Consider the following 16,547-nt stretch of genomic DNA (forward strand, 5'->3'; position numbering starts at 1 on the left):
GAAGTGCTTCGGCAATTCCCGGTCACCCCTGCCGGCAAGAGCGCAAAGACCATGCTCGATTTGATGGCGGCGCGCTCCGTGGCGAAAGCGCCCCAACCCAGGCCGAAACCCAATGTGCGGATGTCGGATGCCCTGAAACTTGTCAGCTGGGGCGGGGCCTACCAGCATAGCCAGGACAAAGCTTATGTCGACCCCTACGTCGCCCGCAACAGGGGGCTGAATGTCAGTTGGGATTCGGATTCCCCCAATGCTGTCAGCGTTCTCCGCAAGGGCGATGCCACGGCGCGGTCCTGGGACCTGGTGGATGTCGTGGCCGCCGACGCGATCCGCCTCTGCGAGGGTGGGCAGGCCGAACGGATCGACTTTGACCGTATCCTGGCACCGGCGCCGGACGGCACGCCACCCAGCGCGGATTTCGGCAAGTTCCTGATCAACGACTGCTTCGTTCCCCAGATCGCCTATTCCACGACCATCGGGTATCGCACCGATCTGGTGGGGCGTCAGCGACCTGGTTCGATCTGCGATATTTTCGATCTGCGGCGGTTCCCTGGCAAACGGGCCTTGGAAAAACGTCCGATCAACAACATGGAATGGGCGCTTCTCTGCGATGGCGTACCCGAAAGCCGCCTGTACGAGGTTCTGGCGACCCGACGGGGACAGGACCGGGCGCTGGCCAAGCTGGACACGATCAAGAACCACGTCATCTGGTGGTCCGCCGGGGCGGAAACACCGCAACTTCTGGCGGATGGCGAGGTGGTCATGGGCTCTGCCTACAATGGCCGGCTGTTCAGCTTGATTGCCGACTACGGTCTGCCGGTCGATATTCTCTGGGACCGGCAGGTGATCGACCTGGACGGCTGGATCATCCCCAAGGGCCTGCCAGCGGACCGCAAGGCCCGCGTGCTGGACTTTCTCTACTTTGCGACGGATGCCCAGCGACTGGCGGATCAGGCGCAGTATATCGCCTACGGCCCCGCGCGGCGCAGTTCTGCGACTTTGGTGGGGCGTCACAAGGATCTGGGCGTGGACATGAAGCGCCACATTCCCACAGGCCAAGGCAATTTCGCGACGGCCATGCTCTACAACTATGACTTCTGGGCAGAGCACCGCTCTGCGATCGACAGCCGGTTCAGCGCCTGGCTTAAACGCTAGTGGTTATCCGCGTGGCCGCGCCTCGATCACGACGAAGGCCTGCGCCCAGGGGTGATCGTCGGTCAGGGTGACGTGGATGATGGCCTCGAACCCTTCGGGGGTCATGGCGTCCAGCCTGTCCTTTGCCCAGCCGGTCACTTCCATCACCGGCTGGCCGGTGTGCAGGTTGGACACCGCCATGTCCTTCCAGGCGATGCCCATCCGCAGCCCCGTTCCCAGCGCCTTGGAACAGGCCTCTTTCGCGGCCCAGCGTTTTGCGTAGGTGCCCGGCGTATCCGCGCGCCGTTCGGCCTTGGCCTGTTCCACCTCGGTGAAGACACGGTTGCGGAAGCGGTCGCCGAACCGATCGAGCGTGCCGGCAATCCGGTCGATGTTGGCGAGGTCGGTGCCGATGCCAAGGATCATTTGGTCAGCCTCCTGCGGGCGGTTGGGAACCCGTCCCACAAACCCCGGCGCCGCGCCAAGGTCAAGCTCAGGGCAAGATGTCGCCGTGGATGGCGCCTGTGGCCTGGTTCAGGGTAAAGCGCAGGGTCGCCGCGCCGGGCATGGCGGTGGCGGGGTCGTAGACGTCGACCGGAACGGTGAAGGTCAGGCCCGTGGCCGGGTCGTAGCTGGCGGTCAGCGCGCCGAATTCCATCCCGGCAAAGCCCATGCCGTTCAGCCCGATTACCTTGCACTGCCGGTCCCCGAGTTCCGAATAGGGCGGCGACAGCACCAGCATCCAGGCCCAGCCAGCTGCGGGTTCGATGGTGTCCATCAGCGCCAGCCGGGTCTTGCCGTTGGAAAAGGTGCGGCTGTGCGCCTCCCAAGGTTCGACGATGTTGCGCGCGCTGGCCTGCCAGTCGCAGTCCTGCACGGTGACAATGTTTTCCTGCGCCGCCGCAAGGGCAGGGAGCAAGGCCAGGGGCAGGGCGCAAATCAGGGACTTCATCGGGTGGTTCCTTGTCAAAACGGCTTTGTCCAAGGATAGCCGGCCCCGTGCGAGGGGACGAGGCGGGGTTTTCCCGACCTCGCGTGGTCTAGGTGACCTGATCAGAAGCCGAAGCGCTGCAACCGCCCGATCACCTTGCGGAAAATGACCGGCGGCAGGACTTCCTGCAGCATGTCGGCGCGTTTTACCTGCCGGTCGACCTGGTCCTTGGTTCCGGGGCGGGGTTTGAACAGCGTCGTGTGGGATTTGCGCGTGTAGTCCCAGGTGGCGGTGTAATAATACAGCGCCAGCGACATGCGCGGCTCTCCGTCGGGGTGGTTCACGGTCTCGGGGTTGCCGTGCCAGGTGTCGGAGCCGGTGTTGAAACAGCACATGCGGTTGAAGAGCGGCACGAATCCCGCGACCTTTTCCGTCATGTCGGTGTTCCAGATCTCGAAAGAGCCGCCGTATTCCTCTTTCCAGTCCTTGTTGAGGTAGATGAGGATATTCAGCCGCCGTTCCAGGTTGAGCTTCTGGTTGTGGTTGAAATCCGCGTGGATATCGAGATGCCCGCCGTTGGCGACCACATGCACGCCGCCGCCCGCGAAATAGGGGTCCGGGATCAACCCGTTGATCCCGGTCATCTCTTCGAGGAAGCGCACGAAGGGGCGCGAGTTCAGGACGTAGAACAGGTTACGCGTATAGGGCGGCAGCCGCTCCGGCAGGTAGCTGGACTTCAGCTTTTCCTGCGGGCGGTTGAACATGTCCTCGGCCTCGGGCAGCTGTTTCAGCTCTTCCAGCACCCGGTCCAGAACCTCTGCGGGCAGGAAATCATCAAAGCTGCCATAGGGGTAAGGAGTGCGGGTGCGATAGCTGTCTGCCGCCGCGGCGCCCGCCGCCTTGGCGGCCGCGGCGTCGATGGCAAGCGTTTCGGGGTCCATTTGTATGACGGGCATGACGACACCTCGGGCAATTGCACGCGTTCGGGCCGAGTATACCCGTCTTTACGGCAAAAAAGTGGTGACAATCGTAAGGAATGCGGCGGACCGGGCGACCGGTCCGTCCGGGGTCAGGTGCGGGCGGCGTCCATCAGGCGGCGCATTTCCGAGATGGCCGGGCCGAGACCGCGAAAGATCGCTTCTCCCACCAGGAAGTGGCCGATGTTCAGTTCCATGACCTCGGGGAAGGCGGCGACGGGCTGAACGGTGTCATAGGTCAGCCCGTGCCCGGCGTGAACCTCCAGTCCCAGAGAGTGCGCATAGGCTGCCATCTCGCGCATCCGTTCCAGTTCCGCGTCGCGCTTGTCGAAATGGCCCTCGGCATGGAAATCGCAATAGGCGCCGGTGTGCAGTTCGATCACCTGCGCTCCGATCCGATGTGCGGCCTCGATCTGGCGCTGGTCGGCGGCGATGAAGATCGACACCCGGCATCCTGCCTCGCGCAGGGGAGCGATGAAATGTGCCAGCTTGTTTTCTTCGCGCGCGACCTCCAGCCCGCCCTCGGTGGTCTTTTCCTCGCGCTTTTCGGGCACGATGCAGACGGCGTGCGGCTTGTGACGAAGGGCGATCTTCTGCATCTCGTCGGTGGCGGCCATCTCGAAGTTGAGCGGCACGCTCAGGTTTTCCATCAACCCGTCGATGTCCGCGTCCGAGATATGGCGCCGGTCCTCGCGCAGGTGCGCGGTGATGCCATCGGCGCCCGCTTCCTCGGCCAGCTTGGCGGCCCGGATCGGGTCGGGATAGGCGCCGCCACGTGCATTTCGCACGGTTGCGACGTGATCGATGTTGACGCCAAGGCGCAGCTGTCCGGTTTGGGTCATGATGGCGATCCCCGTTCTGGAATTTGATCAAAAGCTAGAGCGGCGGGCGGGAAAATGAAAGCCGGAATCGGGAGGTTCCGGCGGGCCGGGGCGGTCACTTGGCCTCGCGCGCCTTTTTCTTCTTCAGCTCGGCCAGCTTGGCCTTGATGGCTCCCTTGCGGCGGTTCTGAAAGGCGGTGATCAGCGGCAGCGAGACGTAATAGGCGATGGTGCCCGCGATCAGCCCGGGAAGGATGCCGCCCACCATGTAGGGAAAGAATACCTCGTCGTAGAAGATCTTGAGGTGGCTCCAGTCGGTCTTGTCCGGGGTGAAGATGGCGATGAAATTGTCCCACAGGTCCTGGCCCGCCTTGACGAATTTCTTGCCGATGCTGCCGTGATCCTTGTCCGCCTCGAGACCTAGCAGCCAGTACCCCGTCTTCATCGCGATCACGCCGATGGGCACATAGGTCAGCGGGTTGCCAAAGAATGTCGACAGGATCGCGGCCAGGATGTTGCCCCGCATGATCCAGGCGATCAGTGCGGCAGTGAAGAAGTGAAACCCGTAGAAGGGCGTGAAGGTCGTCAGGACACCGGCAAAGATGCCACGCGCGATCCTGTCGGGCGGATCGGGCAGGCGGTTGACACGCAACTGGACATACCGCGCCGCCCGCGCCCAGCCGCCGCGCGGCCAGAGCGCTTCGAGCACGATCCGGCCAATGGGCCGTCTGTCGCGTCTCTTGAAGACCAAGTTGTGCCTTTCCTGCCTATTCTGCCGCTTCCGTCGCCGCAGCCGGAACCGATTCAAGCCCGGGGTCGCGTCGACGGACGACAGAGGCCACGTGGCTTTCCGCCTCCAGCGTGGAGATCAGGGAATGCAGATGTTCTGCATCTCGCAGATCAATGTCCATCATGAGGCGGTAAAAATCCGGTTTGCGTGCGAGGAAATTCAAATCAGAAATATTGGCCTTGGTCTCGCCAATCAATGTGCAAATCCGTCCCAGGACGCCTGCATCGTTGCCGATGGTGAGTTCAAGTGACACCGTGTAGACGGCCGGGTGCTTGCCCTCGGCCCAGTGCAGGTCCAGCCAGCGTTCCGGTTGGTCCTCATGGTCGGCCAGGGCGGCACAGTCGATGGCGTGTACGGCGACGCCCTGCCCGCGATGCGCAAGCCCGACGATTCGTTCGCCCGGCAGCGGCTGGCAACATTTCGCCCGCTCAAAACCCTGCCCGTGTTCAAGGCCCACGACAGCGCGCTTCATCTCGATCTCGCCGTCGTCCTGGATGGCGAGGTTGGGATAGACCGCCTCGACCACCTCGGAGGTGGTCAGCTCGGCGCTGCCCAGCCGCGCCAGCAGGGTTTCCGTGTCTTCCAGCCGCAGCGTCGCCGCCGCCTTTTCCAGCACCTTGTCGGTGGCCTTCTTGCCGCGCGATTCGAAGGCGGCGCGGGCGAGTTCGTGGCCCAGCTTGGCGTAGCGTTCCTTGTTGGCCTCGCGCAGGGCGCGACGGATGGCTGATTTCGCCTTGCCCGTCGTCGCCATGTCCAGCCAGGTCGCCTGCGGCGCCTGGCCCTCGGCGGTAATGATCTCGACCGACTGGCCGTTCTTCAGCCGTGTCCACAGCGGCACGCGGATGCCGTCAACCTTGGCGCCGACGCATTTCGACCCGATCCGCGTGTGAATCGCATAGGCATAGTCGATCGGCGTCGCGCCACGGGGCAGTTTCACCACGTCACCCTGGGGGGTAAAGCAGAAGACCTTGTCGGAATACATCTCCAGCTTGACCGCCTCGAGGAAGGCGTCGTGGTCTTCCTCGGCGTCGAACTGTTCGGTGACAGAGGCGATCCACTTGGCCGGATCGACGGCAAAGCGGTTCTCTGCCGGCACCCCGTCACGATAGGACCAATGCGCGGCAACGCCGGTCTCGGCGACCTCGTGCATCTCGCGGGTGCGGATCTGAACCTCGACCCGCTTGCCGTCGCGCCCCGACACGGTGGTGTGGATTGAGCGGTAGCCGTTGGTCTTTGGCTGGCTGATATAGTCCTTGAACCGGCCGGGGATGGATTTCCAGCGCTGGTGGATGGCACCAAGCGCGCCGTAGCAATCCCCTTCAGACCGGGTGATGACGCGAAAACCGTAGATGTCGGAGAGGCGGGAAAAGCCGATCTTCTTTTCCTGCATCTTGCGCCAGATCGAATAGGGCTTTTTCGCGCGGCCAAAGACCTCGGCCTCGACGCCCGCCTTTTCCAGCTCGTGGCGCATGTCTGTCGTGATGCGCTGCACCACGTCGCCGGTTTCGCGCTGCAAGGTGATGAAGCGGCGGATGATGCTGTCGCGGCCCTTGGGATTCAGCACGCGAAAGGCGTGGTCCTCCAGTTCCTCGCGCATCCACTGCATGCCCATCCGGCCTGCCAGCGGGGCGTAGATGTCCATCGTCTCGCGCGCCTTCTGCACCTGCTTGTCGGGGCGCATGGCGCGGATGGTGCGCATGTTGTGCAGCCGGTCGGCCAGCTTGACCAGGATCACGCGCAGGTCCTTGGACATGGCCATGAACAGCTTGCGGAAGTTTTCCGCTTGCTTGGTTTCGGAGCTGGACAGCTGGAGGTTGGTCAGCTTGGTGACACCATCGACCAGTTCGGCGATCTCGCGCCCGAACCGCTGCTCGACCTCGGCAAAGGTCGAACGCGTGTCCTCGATCGTGTCATGCAGCAGGGCGGTGATGATGGTGGCGTCGTCGAGCTGTTGCTCGGTCAGGATCGCCGCCACCGACACCGGATGCGAAAAATAGGGCTCGCCCGACTTGCGGAACTGCCCCTCGTGCATCTCGCGGCCATAGTCATAGGCCGCGGTGATCAGGTCTGCGTTTGTGCGCGGATTGTAGTTGCGGACGAGATCGACGAGGTCTTCTGCCGAGATCATGTCAGCACCACACCGCCGGCCCGGGGGCTCAGCCCTGGCCCTGCGCCTCCATGAGCGCGCGCAGCAGCTTTTCCTCGGACATGTCGTCTTCTTGCGGCTTGTCCTGCTCTGCACCCATCAGCAGGGCCATCGCGTCCTCTTCGGGCTCGTCGACCTCGATCTGGGTCTGGTTCGATTCGATCAGACGCTCGCGCAACTCGTCGGCGGACTGGGTTTCCTCGGCGATCTCGCGCAGGGCGACCACCGGGTTCTTGTCATTGTCGCGGTCGACCGTGATCGCGGCACCGGAGGACACTTCGCGCGCACGATGTGCGGCCAGCATCACCAGTTCGAACCGGTTCGGGACCTTGTCGACGCAATCTTCTACCGTCACGCGTGCCATGAAAAGCGCTCCGTTATCCTGTTACGAGGGCCTCAGAAAGGCATGACATACCGCGCCCTTGCCCGGGATACAAGGGGGTGTCCTTACAGGGCCATGACTTCGGCGCGGTCCTGCCGGGGCAGGGCCGCCAGCATCTCGGCCACCGTAGCGCCTGTCAGAGGATGACGCCAGCCCGACGCGATATCCGCCAACGGCACCAGCACGAAGGCACGGTCCTGCAGGCGGGGATGCGGCAGGATCAATTCGTCGGGAACCTCCTGTGTCTGCCGTTCCAGGGGCAGCCCGCGCCAGTGCGCCTGGCCTTCCGGGTCGGGCCGCACAAGGTCGCCCGCGGCCAGCAGATCGAGGTCCAGCGGGCGGCTGGCCCATCGCGTTCCGCGGGTGCGACCGAACTCTGCCTCGATGCCATGCAGGATGTCCAATACTACCTCAGGGTGATCGGGGCCCGTCACCGAGACGCAGGCATTCACGAAATCCGGCCCGTTGCCGGGCGGAAAACAGGGGGTTGCGAAAAAGCGGCTGACCCGGCGCAGGCGCAGCCCCGAGGTGGCCATCGCGGTCAGCGCTGCGGCCAGGGTGTCGCTGCTGCCGCCCGCGCTGGACGGCAGGTTCGAGCCGAGTGCTATAAGGAATTCTTGTGCCATTTGCCCTAACGTACTATTCTTTTGAGACTTCCCTGCGCCTTGCGATGCGCGGAAAAAACCATAATCTTAGCCGGACGCGCCCGCTACCACTCACTCACTCACGGACTTGGCGGGCCGATTGGACGAAAGGAAATTTTATGTTCTACAAGGACGAACGGCTTGCGCTGTTCATAGATGGCTCCAATCTCTACGCAGCGGCGAAGGCTCTCGGGTTTGATATCGACTACAAGCTCCTGAGACAGGAATTCGCACGTCGTGGCAAGATGGTTCGGGCCTTCTACTACACGGCGCTTCTGGAGAACGATGAGTACTCTCCTATTCGCCCTCTGGTTGATTGGCTCCACTACAACGGCTTCACGATGGTGACCAAGCCGGCAAAGGAGTACACGGACAGCCAAGGGCGCCGCAAGGTCAAAGGCAACATGGACATCGAGCTGACGGTCGATGCGATGGAGCTGGCCCCGCGGGTGGATCACATCGTGCTCTTCTCCGGTGACGGCGACTTCCGTCCGCTGGTCGAAAGCCTCCAGCGGCAGGGCGTGCGGGTTTCGGTGGTCTCGACCATCCGGTCGCAGCCCCCGATGATCGCCGACGAGTTGCGCCGCCAGGCCGACAACTTCATCGAGCTCGACGAGCTGCGTGAAGTCATCGGTCGTCCGCCGCGCGACACTCAGGTCGAACGTAACTTCGAGGTCGCCTCGAGCAAGTAAGGCCACAGGCTGCAACCCCGGCAACCGCTCCACAGGGATGAGAGGGCGGTAACAGGGCAGGGCGGCCCGGAACAGAAGGGACGGTGCGCTGCGCCGTCCCTTTCCTTTTGACCTGTCCGGCTTCTTGACCTGTCCGGCTTCGGCATAGGGGCACACTGGACGAGCAGGGGCCAAGGTCTTAGGTCAGGGGACAGCACAGGACGAAAGGCCGCGCGATGACCGACAGACTGCCGCCGCTCACTCTCTACCTGGCCGCACCACGCGGCTTCTGCGCCGGTGTCGACCGGGCGATCAAGATCGTGGAAATGGCGCTCGAGAAATGGGGCGCGCCGGTCTATGTCCGCCACGAGATCGTCCATAACAAGTATGTCGTCGACGATCTGCGCGCCAAGGGGGCTGTCTTTGTCGAGGAGCTGGAAGACTGCCCCGACGACCGCCCGGTGATCTTTTCCGCGCATGGAGTGCCGAAATCCGTTCCGGCAGAGGCCTCCAGGCGCGAAATGATCTATGTCGATGCGACCTGCCCGCTGGTTTCCAAGGTGCATATCGAGGCCGCCCGCCACCACGAGAACGGGTTGCAGATGGTCATGATCGGCCATGCCGGCCACCCCGAGACCGTGGGAACGATGGGTCAGCTGCCGCCGGGCGAGGTGCTGCTGGTCGAAACGGTCGAGGACGTGGCCCATGTCGAGGTGCGCGATCCCCAGCGCCTGGCCTTCGTGACACAGACAACCCTGTCCGTCGACGATACGATCAACATCGTGGCCGCGCTCCGGGCCCGTTTCCCGGCCATCGTCGGCCCGCACAAGGAAGACATCTGCTACGCCACCACCAACCGCCAGGAGGCGGTCAAGGCGCTGGCGCCAAAGGCCGATGCGCTGTTGGTGGTGGGCGCGCCAAACTCGTCGAATTCGAAACGCCTGGTCGAGGTCGGGCGCCGCGCGGGCTGTGCCTATTCGCAGCTGGTCCAACGCGCCACGGACATCGACTGGCGCGCGCTGGAAGGCATCGGATCGGTGGGGGTCACCGCCGGGGCCTCGGCGCCTGAGGTCCTGATCGAGGAGGTCATCGACGCCTTCCGCGCCCGCCACGACGTCACGGTTGAACTGGTCGAAACCGCGCAGGAAAATGTCGAGTTCAAGGTGCCGCGCGTTCTGCGCGAACCGGCCTGATCCGCCCATGTCCCGGATCCCCCGCTCTGCCCTGATCCTTGGCCTGGCCGGCGTGCTGCCTTTCGGCTGGGGTGTTCTGACCTTGCTGTCCCCCGGCCTGCACGATTGGGCCACTGGCTTCCTTGGGCCGCGTTTCGTCGGCCCCTATGTCCAACTGTTCTACGGTGCGGTGATCCTGTCCTTCATGTCCGGCGTGCTGTGGGGCTTTGCCACCAAGGCCGAAGGCAGCCGCGCGACCACCGGCTACGTGCTTTCCGTCATTCCCGCGCTCTGGGCCTTTTTCACCACGGGCGGCGGCGAGACCGCTGCCGCTCTCAATCTGACCTTCGGATTTTTGGCGCTGTTGCTGCTGGATGCCGCCTTCTGGCGCTGGGGATTGGCGCCGCCGTGGTGGATGCGGTTGCGTATCCTGCTGACGGCTCTGGTCGTCGCCTGCCTGCTGCTCACCGCACTGCTCTGAACCGGCTTGCGAAGGGCGCCGGAAAAGGCCAGACCACCGCCATGACAGACCGCGAGACCATCCGTATCTATGACAGCCGGGCCGAGGACTACGCCCGCGTTACCGCCTCCGACACTCCGGACGCCACTCTTCGGGCCTTCATCGAGGCCCTGCCGGAAAAGGCGCATGTGCTCGACCTCGGCTGCGGGCCGGGCCGATCGGCGCGCCACATTGCCGCCGCCGGGCATCATGTCGACGCCTGGGATGCCTCCGCCGCGATGGTGGAACTGGCGTCGGCCCATCCCGGGGTCAGCGCGCGCCAGACCGATTTCGATGCGTTGGACGCAGCGGCTGCCTATGATGGCATCTGGGCCAATTTCAGCCTGCTGCACGCCCCGCGTGAGGCCATGCCCCGCCATCTGGCGGCCATTCACCGCGCGCTGAAACCGGGCGGGCTGTTCCATGTCGGGGTGAAAACCGGCACCGGCAGCAAGCGCGACGACCTCGGCCGCCTCTATACCTATTACACCGAAGCCGAACTTACCGGCCTCCTGCGGGCCGCGGGTTTCACGCCCGGCCCCTTCCGGCACGGTGAGGACCTCGGCCTCGACAACGTCATGGCCCCCTGGATCACGGTGACCACCCATGCCTGAGCTTTTTGCCTATACCGATGGCGCCTGTTCCGGAAATCCCGGCCCCGGCGGCTGGGGCGCCCTGCTGCGCGCGATGGACGGCGAGACGGTCGTCAAGGAGCGTGAACTGAAGGGCGGAGAGGCGAAGACCACCAACAACCGGATGGAACTGCTGGCGGCGATCAACGCGCTGGAAAGTCTTGCCCGCCCCTCGACCATCACTGTCGTGACCGACAGCGCCTACGTCAAGAACGGCGTCACCGGATGGATCCACGGCTGGAAGCGCAACGGATGGAAGACCGCCGCCAAGAAACCCGTCAAGAACGTCGAGCTCTGGCAGCGGCTGGACGAGGCGCAAAAGCGCCACCAGGTGACCTGGGAATGGGTCAAGGGCCACGCCGGTCACCCGGAAAACGAACGCGCCGACGAACTGGCGCGCGCGGGCATGGCGCCCTTCAAGAAATGACGGCGGACCGCGCATGAGCCTGCTGGTCCTGCTCGACTATGCCGCCGTGCTGGTCTTTGCCCTGACCGGCGCGCTGGTGGCCAGCCGGGCACAGCTGGACATCGTGGGGTTTGCCTTTCTCGCCGGTCTGACGGGGCTGGGGGGGGGCACCCTGCGCGACACGCTGCTGAACCGCACGCCGATCTGGATTGCCGACCAGACCTACCTTGCCGTGGTGACAGGCGCCGCCGTTCTGGTCTTTTTCACCGCCCACCTGCTTGAAAGCCGGATGCGCGCAATCCTCTGGCTGGACGCGCTGGCGCTGGGGGTCGCCGTTGCCGCCGGGGCCGGAGTGGCGCAGGGGTTGGGCCAACCCGTTGGCGTGGTGCTGGTCATGGGCATCGCCACCGGCTGTGCCGGAGGGCTGGCGCGCGACGTGGTCGCCAACGAACTGCCGCTGGTACTGAAACAGGGGGAACTTTACGTCACCTGTGCCCTCGCCGGATCCCTGGCCGGCGTCCTGGCCACCCGGGCCGGGGCTTCGCCCGCGCTCAGCGCGGGGCTCGTGGCGCTGGTGACCATCGGGCTGCGTGCCGGGTCGTTGACGCTGGGCTGGCGCCTGCCGGTCTATCGTCCTCGCCCGCCGCGACAGTGACCTCCGGCGCGCGCCTCGCTCCGCCTTCGGTGTTTCTTTGGGCTGAAAATACCTCCGGGGAGCGCGAGGGGCTGGCCCCTCGCATCCGCCACGCCCAAAGGGCGCGACGGGCTGGATTGGGCGCAAGTCCGACCTTCACTGCAAGTCGGAAAACGCCTCCTGAAGCCTTGCAACCGCCTCGGCCACCCGCGCCCGGGGCGTGGCAAAGTTGAACCGCAGGAAGGACTCTCCACCACTGCCGAAAGTCTCGCCGTGGTTCACGGCGATCCGCGCTTCCTTTTCCACCCGCCGGGTGAATTCCCCGGGGGCCATGCCTGTCCCCGCGAAGTCGACCCAGGCCAGGTAGGTCGCCTGCATCGGCATCGACTGCACACCCGGGATGGCGTTCACGCCCTCGTCGAACAGCCGCCTGTTGCCGTCGAGATAGGCGCAAAGCTCATCGACCCAGGCCGCGCCTTCGGGCGAATAGGCCGCTGTCGCCGTGACCATGCCGAACGAGTTGGGCGACATGCCAAGCCCTGCCATGACCTCGCCAAAGCGTTTGCGCAGGGCGGCATCGGGGATGATGACATTGCCGATATGGCTGCCCGCCATGTTGAAGGTCTTGGTGGTGGCCGACATCATCACCAGCCGGTCCTCGATCCCCGCATCGATCTTGGCCATCGGGATGTGCTTTTCGCCCGGCATCAGCAGGTCGTGGTGGATCTCGTCCGAGACCAGCACCAGGTCATGCCGCTTGGCGAACTCGGCCAGCCCGCGCAGCTCGTCCTCTGTCCAGACCCGGCCACCGGGATTGTGCGGCGAACACAGCATCACCAGTTTCTCACGCCCGGTCATCATGGCGTCGTAGGCGTCGAAGTCCATTTCGTAGCGGCCGTTGTTCATCACCAGCGGGCATTCCACCACCTCGCGGCCTGCGGCGCGGATCACCCGCGCAAAGGCGTGATAGACCGGCGTGAACAGCACTACGCCGTCGCCCGGCTCGGTATAGGCCTGCAGGCACAGGCCCGTCCCGTTCACCAGCCCATGCGTGGAAAAGATCCAGTCGGGCGAGATCTCCCAGCCGTGCCGGGTGTCCAGCCACCAGCGGATCGCGTCCCGATAGGCGGTATCGGGGCCGAAATAACCGAACAGTCCGTGGTCGACCATCCGCTGCAGGGCGGAGGTCACGCAGTCCGGCGGGCGGAAATCCATGTCCGCGACCCACATCGCCAGCCCGTCCTCTGGCGAGACGCCATAGACCTTCTCCATCATGTCCCACTTGGTCGAATGCGTGCCTACGCGGTCGATGTCCTCGTCAAACCGGCTCATGACTCTGCCCTTTCTGCGACTTTGACGCGCAAGCTATCCGTCCCGGTGTCAGGTGCAAGGGGCCGCGCTTGCCTATGTTGTCCGTGATGCTTAAATCGGGCGCATGAAACGGCCGATCCTCATTCACCCCGATCCCCGCCTGAAAAAGGTCTGTGCCCCCGTCGACGATCTGTCGGACGAACTGCGCAGCCTTTCGGACGACATGCTGGAAACCATGTACGCCGCCCCGGGCATCGGGCTGGCCGCGCCGCAGATCGGTATCCTGTCGCGGCTGATCGTGCTGGACTGCGCGAAAAAGGATGACGGGGACGACCCGCGCCCGCTGGTCATGTTCAACCCGCAGGTGGTGGCCAGCAGCGATGAACGCAACGTCTACGAGGAAGGCTGTCTTTCCATCCCCGACCAGTATGCCGATGTCGAACGGCCCAAGGTGGTGGATGTCGAGTGGCTCGACCGTGACGGCAAGCTGCAGCGCGAAACCTTCGACGGGCTCTGGGCGACCTGCGTCCAGCACGAGATCGACCACCTCGACGGCAAGCTCTTCATCGACTACCTGAAACCGCTTCGGCGGCAGATGATCACCCGCAAGATGGTCAAGCTCAAGAAAGAGCGGGCGCGGGAAAAGGCGTGAGCATCCTTCCGATCCTGAAATGGCCCGACCCGCGCCTGGCTTTGCCCTGTGCCCCTGTCGAGGACCCCGCCGCGCTCGAGACGCTGGTAACGGACATGTTCGAAACCATGTACGATGCGCCTGGCCGTGGGCTTGCCGCGCCGCAGGTCGGCGTGATGCAGCGGTTCTTTGTCATGGACGCGGGCTGGAAAGAGGGGGACATGACCCCGTTTGTCTGCATCAACCCGGCGATCCTCTCGGCCTCTGACGAACAGGCCGTGGCGACAGAGGGCTGTCTCTCCGTCCCGGGCGTGACGGCAGAGGTGACCCGCCCGGCGGAGATCACCCTTGCGTTCACCGACCTGACGGGCGCCGCGCGGCAACTGACCCTGACAGGGGCCGAGGCCACCATCGCCCAGCACGAATACGACCATCTCGACGGGGTGCTGCATTTCGACCGGCTGGACCGGGCGGGGCGCGATGCGCTCTTGGCGGCCTATGAAGCAGGGCAGGGCACATGAGCGTACGTCCTTTCGTTCCCTGGCCGGACAAGCGCCTGCGCACCGCCGCCAAGCCGGTCGCTGAAATCACCGACGAGATCCGTGCCATCTGGGATGACATGATCGACACGATGGAGGCGATGCCCGGCGTCGGCCTTGCCGCGCCGCAGATCGGCGTGATGTTGCGACTTGCGGTGGTGGATGCCTCCGAGGAACGTGGCAAGCCCCTGCGCATGGCCAACCCGGAGATCCTGCATGCCTCGGTCGAATTCCGTGACCATGATGAGGCGAGCCCCAACCTGCCCGGCGTGCATGCGAAAATCAGCCGCCCGCGCGCCGTGACCGTCACCTACACCGACCCGCAGGGAATGAAAGTGCGCAAGGATCTTGTCGGTCTCTGGGCCACCTCGGTCCAGCATCAGATCGACCACCTGAACGGGCGGATGTATTTCGACCGGCTCAGCAAGATGAAACGCGACATGCTGCTGCGCAAGGCCCGCAAACGCGCCTGACGCCGTCTGGTCCCGCCCGCCTGCCTGCGCTACACCCGCGATACGATCACCGCAGGAGCAGGTACATGCGCGTTGTCTTCATGGGCACCCCCGATTTCTCCGTCCCGGTTCTCGACGCGCTGCACGCGGCGGGCCATGACATCGCCTGCGTTTATTGCCAGCCACCGCGCCCCGCCGGACGTGGCAAGAAGGACCGCCCGACCCCTGTGCACCAGCGCGCCCTTGCGCTGGGCCTGCCCGTCCGGCATCCCGAGCGGCTGAAATCGCCTGAGGACCAGGCCGCATTCGCCGATCTGAACGCCGATGTGGCGATTGTGGTCGCCTACGGGCTGATCCTGCCGCAGCCGGTGCTGGATGCGCCGAAACACGGCTGTCTCAACATCCACGCCTCGCTGCTGCCCCGCTGGCGCGGCGCAGCCCCGATCCACCGCGCCATCATGGCCGGAGACCCGGAAACCGGCGTCTGCATCATGCAGATGGAAGCGGGGCTCGACACCGGCCCGGTGCTGCTGCGCGAGGCCACGCCCATCGGGGCCACGGAAACCACCGGGGAACTACACGACCGGCTCAGCCGGATGGGCGCCCAGCTCATCACGCAGGCGCTCGACCGGATCGACGACCTGGTGCCTGAGCCTCAGCCCGAGGCGGGGGTCACCTATGCCGCGAAGATCGACAAGGCCGAGGCCGCCGTCGACTGGACCCGACCTGCTGAGGAGATCTCGCGCCAGGTTCGCGGCCTTGCGCCCTTTCCCGGGGCCTGGACCACGCACGGCGGTGACCGGATAAAGCTGCTGGGCGCCGAACCCGCAGAGGGGCAGGGCGCGCCGGGTACGCTGCTGGACGACCGCTTTACCGTGGCCTGCGGGACCGGCGCCCTGCGCATCACCCGCGCGCAACGGGCGGGCAAGGGCGCGCAGGACGCCGCCACCTTCCTCAACGGTTGCCCCCTGCCCAGGGGCACACAGCTGGGAGGTTGACCCTCTGGGCATCGCGCGCCCGGACCCCTATCGTGCCCCCGGACGCAAGGAGACCCGCATGTTCCCCACCCTGATCGGCACCGTGGTCATCGCCGGGATCACCGGCTATCTCTCAGAGAAATCGGGATTCACCCGCAACGGCATCCTGCAAAGCATCATCATATGCATCGGTGGCGCCTTCCTGTTCTACTTTGTCACCATCATGTTCGGTGTCGGATTTCGCAGCCCCGGCGTGAACGCCATCCTCTCTTCGATCGGGGCGCTGATCATCGTGCCGACCCACTGGCGCCGGCGCTGACCTCAAGCGACGGGCTTGTGGCGGGCGGGCAGGGGGCTCTGCCCCCGTCTCCCTTCGGTCGACTCCCCCGAGGGTATTTGGAAAACCAAAGAAGCGGCGGGGCCGCTCCGGGTGCCGGCAACGCGCTCATCAATTCCCCATTGCGCCGCCGTCCCGCTCGCCTATCCTGCCCATAGAGACGCGCCAGCCCAACAGGAGCACGCATGCATATCGTCTGGCTCATCATCGTCGGCGCCGCCGCCGGTTTCCTTGCCACCCGCATGATGAGGATGGAAACCGGCATCCTGCCGACCATCGCCATCGGCATCGGCGGGGCGCTGATCGGCGGCCTTGTCCTGCGCTTCCTGCTGACCATGACCGGGCTTCTGGCGGGACTCGTGGGCGCGGTGCTGGGGGCCTTGCTGCTGATCTGGGTCTGGCAGACCTTCATGCGTTAAACGGGCTTGTGCGTCAGCACAGGCCCCCTGCGCGCCGGTCGGCCT

22 protein-coding genes are annotated in these 16,547 nt (G+C 64.9%); 13 read left to right on the plus strand and 9 right to left on the minus strand.

Annotated elements, in window-relative coordinates:
- The first annotated feature begins 63 nt into the window (after positions 1 to 63).
- Complete coding sequence (locus BLQ71_RS26820; RefSeq protein WP_074622430.1) at positions 64 to 1,152, plus strand: extracellular solute-binding protein; 1,089 nt, start codon at positions 64 to 66, stop codon at positions 1,150 to 1,152.
- 3 nt (positions 1,153 to 1,155) lie between these two features.
- Here BLQ71_RS26820 and acpS read toward each other — a convergent pair whose 3' ends face one another.
- The 8 genes from acpS to folK form a co-directional block, all read right to left on the minus strand.
- Positions 1,156 to 1,557, minus strand: a complete 402-nt coding sequence (acpS, locus tag BLQ71_RS15250) for a holo-ACP synthase (RefSeq protein ID WP_074622332.1) — start codon at positions 1,555 to 1,557, stop codon at positions 1,156 to 1,158.
- A 67-nt stretch (positions 1,558 to 1,624) separates the two neighbouring features.
- Positions 1,625 to 2,083, minus strand: a complete 459-nt coding sequence (locus BLQ71_RS15255; protein WP_074622333.1) for a hypothetical protein — start codon at positions 2,081 to 2,083, stop codon at positions 1,625 to 1,627.
- Positions 2,084 to 2,184: 101 nt separating this feature from the next.
- A complete protein-coding gene (locus BLQ71_RS15260) occupies positions 2,185 to 3,018 on the minus strand; it encodes a 2OG-Fe(II) oxygenase (RefSeq protein WP_043142307.1) in 834 nt (277 codons plus the stop codon).
- Positions 3,019 to 3,131: 113 nt separating this feature from the next.
- Positions 3,132 to 3,881, minus strand: a complete 750-nt coding sequence (locus BLQ71_RS15265; RefSeq protein ID WP_043142304.1) for a pyridoxine 5'-phosphate synthase — start codon at positions 3,879 to 3,881, stop codon at positions 3,132 to 3,134.
- 94 nt (positions 3,882 to 3,975) lie between these two features.
- Complete coding sequence (locus BLQ71_RS15270) at positions 3,976 to 4,611, minus strand: DUF2062 domain-containing protein (protein ID WP_043142302.1); 636 nt, start codon at positions 4,609 to 4,611, stop codon at positions 3,976 to 3,978.
- A 16-nt stretch (positions 4,612 to 4,627) separates the two neighbouring features.
- Positions 4,628 to 6,778 carry a RelA/SpoT family protein gene (locus BLQ71_RS15275; protein ID WP_069207972.1) on the minus strand — a complete coding sequence of 717 codons (2,151 nt, stop codon included), beginning with the start codon at positions 6,776 to 6,778 and terminating at the stop codon, positions 4,628 to 4,630.
- A 28-nt stretch (positions 6,779 to 6,806) separates the two neighbouring features.
- Entirely contained in the window at positions 6,807 to 7,160 is a 354-nt protein-coding gene (rpoZ, locus tag BLQ71_RS15280) for a DNA-directed RNA polymerase subunit omega (RefSeq protein ID WP_043142299.1), read from the minus strand.
- 83 nt (positions 7,161 to 7,243) lie between these two features.
- A complete protein-coding gene (gene folK / locus BLQ71_RS15285; protein ID WP_074622334.1) occupies positions 7,244 to 7,804 on the minus strand; it encodes a 2-amino-4-hydroxy-6-hydroxymethyldihydropteridine diphosphokinase in 561 nt (186 codons plus the stop codon).
- Between the two features lie 137 nt (positions 7,805 to 7,941).
- Between folK and BLQ71_RS15290 the strand changes: the two genes are divergently transcribed.
- The 6 genes from BLQ71_RS15290 to BLQ71_RS15315 all read left to right on the plus strand — a co-directional run bounded on the left by BLQ71_RS15290 (position 7,942) and on the right by BLQ71_RS15315 (position 11,857).
- The gene (locus BLQ71_RS15290; protein WP_043142294.1) at positions 7,942 to 8,514 is read left to right on the plus strand and encodes a LabA-like NYN domain-containing protein; all 573 of its coding nucleotides are present in this window, start codon (positions 7,942 to 7,944) and stop codon (positions 8,512 to 8,514) included.
- A gap of 215 nt (positions 8,515 to 8,729) precedes the next feature.
- The gene (ispH, locus tag BLQ71_RS15295) at positions 8,730 to 9,686 is read left to right on the plus strand and encodes a 4-hydroxy-3-methylbut-2-enyl diphosphate reductase (RefSeq protein ID WP_074622335.1); all 957 of its coding nucleotides are present in this window, start codon (positions 8,730 to 8,732) and stop codon (positions 9,684 to 9,686) included.
- Between the two features lie 7 nt (positions 9,687 to 9,693).
- Entirely contained in the window at positions 9,694 to 10,146 is a 453-nt protein-coding gene (locus BLQ71_RS15300) for a DUF3429 domain-containing protein (protein WP_074622336.1), read from the plus strand.
- Between the two features lie 41 nt (positions 10,147 to 10,187).
- Positions 10,188 to 10,778, plus strand: coding sequence for a class I SAM-dependent DNA methyltransferase (locus BLQ71_RS15305; protein WP_074622337.1), 591 nt, complete (start codon positions 10,188 to 10,190; stop codon positions 10,776 to 10,778).
- Entirely contained in the window at positions 10,771 to 11,223 is a 453-nt protein-coding gene (rnhA, locus tag BLQ71_RS15310; protein ID WP_074622338.1) for a ribonuclease HI, read from the plus strand. The genes BLQ71_RS15305 and rnhA overlap by 8 nt, the downstream gene beginning before the upstream one ends.
- Before the next feature lie 13 nt (positions 11,224 to 11,236).
- Positions 11,237 to 11,857, plus strand: coding sequence for a trimeric intracellular cation channel family protein (locus BLQ71_RS15315; protein WP_074622339.1), 621 nt, complete (start codon positions 11,237 to 11,239; stop codon positions 11,855 to 11,857).
- A 135-nt stretch (positions 11,858 to 11,992) separates the two neighbouring features.
- On the opposite strand, the gene BLQ71_RS15320 is transcribed toward BLQ71_RS15315, so the two are convergent.
- Complete coding sequence (locus BLQ71_RS15320; RefSeq protein ID WP_074622340.1) at positions 11,993 to 13,168, minus strand: MalY/PatB family protein; 1,176 nt, start codon at positions 13,166 to 13,168, stop codon at positions 11,993 to 11,995.
- Between the two features lie 103 nt (positions 13,169 to 13,271).
- Between BLQ71_RS15320 and def (BLQ71_RS15325) the strand changes: the two genes are divergently transcribed.
- From def (BLQ71_RS15325) to BLQ71_RS15350, 6 genes are all read left to right on the plus strand, one after another.
- Complete coding sequence (gene def, locus BLQ71_RS15325) at positions 13,272 to 13,799, plus strand: peptide deformylase (protein WP_069207978.1); 528 nt, start codon at positions 13,272 to 13,274, stop codon at positions 13,797 to 13,799.
- Entirely contained in the window at positions 13,796 to 14,299 is a 504-nt protein-coding gene (def, locus tag BLQ71_RS15330) for a peptide deformylase (protein WP_074622341.1), read from the plus strand. The genes def (BLQ71_RS15325) and def (BLQ71_RS15330) overlap by 4 nt, the downstream gene beginning before the upstream one ends.
- The gene (def, locus tag BLQ71_RS15335) at positions 14,296 to 14,790 is read left to right on the plus strand and encodes a peptide deformylase (protein WP_074622342.1); all 495 of its coding nucleotides are present in this window, start codon (positions 14,296 to 14,298) and stop codon (positions 14,788 to 14,790) included. Before def (BLQ71_RS15330) ends, def (BLQ71_RS15335) begins: the two co-directional genes overlap by 4 nt.
- Positions 14,791 to 14,855: 65 nt before the next feature.
- Positions 14,856 to 15,767, plus strand: a complete 912-nt coding sequence (gene fmt, locus BLQ71_RS15340; protein WP_074622343.1) for a methionyl-tRNA formyltransferase — start codon at positions 14,856 to 14,858, stop codon at positions 15,765 to 15,767.
- 58 nt (positions 15,768 to 15,825) lie between these two features.
- A complete protein-coding gene (locus BLQ71_RS15345) occupies positions 15,826 to 16,065 on the plus strand; it encodes a hypothetical protein (protein ID WP_043142274.1) in 240 nt (79 codons plus the stop codon).
- Between the two features lie 203 nt (positions 16,066 to 16,268).
- Complete coding sequence (locus BLQ71_RS15350) at positions 16,269 to 16,502, plus strand: GlsB/YeaQ/YmgE family stress response membrane protein (protein ID WP_043142272.1); 234 nt, start codon at positions 16,269 to 16,271, stop codon at positions 16,500 to 16,502.
- Positions 16,503 to 16,547: the final 45 nt, after the last annotated feature.

Origin of the sequence: Antarctobacter albus (assembly GCF_900101505.1) — a bacterium.
In the GTDB taxonomy this organism is placed as follows: domain Bacteria; phylum Pseudomonadota; class Alphaproteobacteria; order Rhodobacterales; family Rhodobacteraceae; genus Antarctobacter; species Antarctobacter albus.

Bases quoted from the DNA above. Each gene is read 5' to 3' on its own strand.
- BLQ71_RS26820 (WP_074622430.1), top strand. From the start codon at position 64: ATGGCGGCGCGCTCCGTGGCGAAAGCGCCCCAACCCAGGCCGAAACCC.
- acpS (WP_074622332.1), bottom strand. From the start codon at position 1,557: ATGATCCTTGGCATCGGCACCGACCTCGCCAACATCGACCGGATTGCC.
- BLQ71_RS15255 (WP_074622333.1), bottom strand. From the start codon at position 2,083: ATGAAGTCCCTGATTTGCGCCCTGCCCCTGGCCTTGCTCCCTGCCCTT.
- BLQ71_RS15260 (WP_043142307.1), bottom strand. From the start codon at position 3,018: ATGCCCGTCATACAAATGGACCCCGAAACGCTTGCCATCGACGCCGCG.
- BLQ71_RS15265 (WP_043142304.1), bottom strand. From the start codon at position 3,881: ATGACCCAAACCGGACAGCTGCGCCTTGGCGTCAACATCGATCACGTC.
- BLQ71_RS15275 (WP_069207972.1), bottom strand. From the start codon at position 6,778: ATGATCTCGGCAGAAGACCTCGTCGATCTCGTCCGCAACTACAATCCG.
- rpoZ (WP_043142299.1), bottom strand. From the start codon at position 7,160: ATGGCACGCGTGACGGTAGAAGATTGCGTCGACAAGGTCCCGAACCGG.
- folK (WP_074622334.1), bottom strand. From the start codon at position 7,804: ATGGCACAAGAATTCCTTATAGCACTCGGCTCGAACCTGCCGTCCAGC.
- BLQ71_RS15290 (WP_043142294.1), top strand. From the start codon at position 7,942: ATGTTCTACAAGGACGAACGGCTTGCGCTGTTCATAGATGGCTCCAAT.
- ispH (WP_074622335.1), top strand. From the start codon at position 8,730: ATGACCGACAGACTGCCGCCGCTCACTCTCTACCTGGCCGCACCACGC.
- BLQ71_RS15300 (WP_074622336.1), top strand. From the start codon at position 9,694: ATGTCCCGGATCCCCCGCTCTGCCCTGATCCTTGGCCTGGCCGGCGTG.
- BLQ71_RS15305 (WP_074622337.1), top strand. From the start codon at position 10,188: ATGACAGACCGCGAGACCATCCGTATCTATGACAGCCGGGCCGAGGAC.
- rnhA (WP_074622338.1), top strand. From the start codon at position 10,771: ATGCCTGAGCTTTTTGCCTATACCGATGGCGCCTGTTCCGGAAATCCC.
- BLQ71_RS15315 (WP_074622339.1), top strand. From the start codon at position 11,237: ATGAGCCTGCTGGTCCTGCTCGACTATGCCGCCGTGCTGGTCTTTGCC.
- BLQ71_RS15320 (WP_074622340.1), bottom strand. From the start codon at position 13,168: ATGAGCCGGTTTGACGAGGACATCGACCGCGTAGGCACGCATTCGACC.
- def (WP_069207978.1), top strand. From the start codon at position 13,272: ATGAAACGGCCGATCCTCATTCACCCCGATCCCCGCCTGAAAAAGGTC.
- def (WP_074622342.1), top strand. From the start codon at position 14,296: ATGAGCGTACGTCCTTTCGTTCCCTGGCCGGACAAGCGCCTGCGCACC.
- fmt (WP_074622343.1), top strand. From the start codon at position 14,856: ATGCGCGTTGTCTTCATGGGCACCCCCGATTTCTCCGTCCCGGTTCTC.
- BLQ71_RS15345 (WP_043142274.1), top strand. From the start codon at position 15,826: ATGTTCCCCACCCTGATCGGCACCGTGGTCATCGCCGGGATCACCGGC.
- BLQ71_RS15350 (WP_043142272.1), top strand. From the start codon at position 16,269: ATGCATATCGTCTGGCTCATCATCGTCGGCGCCGCCGCCGGTTTCCTT.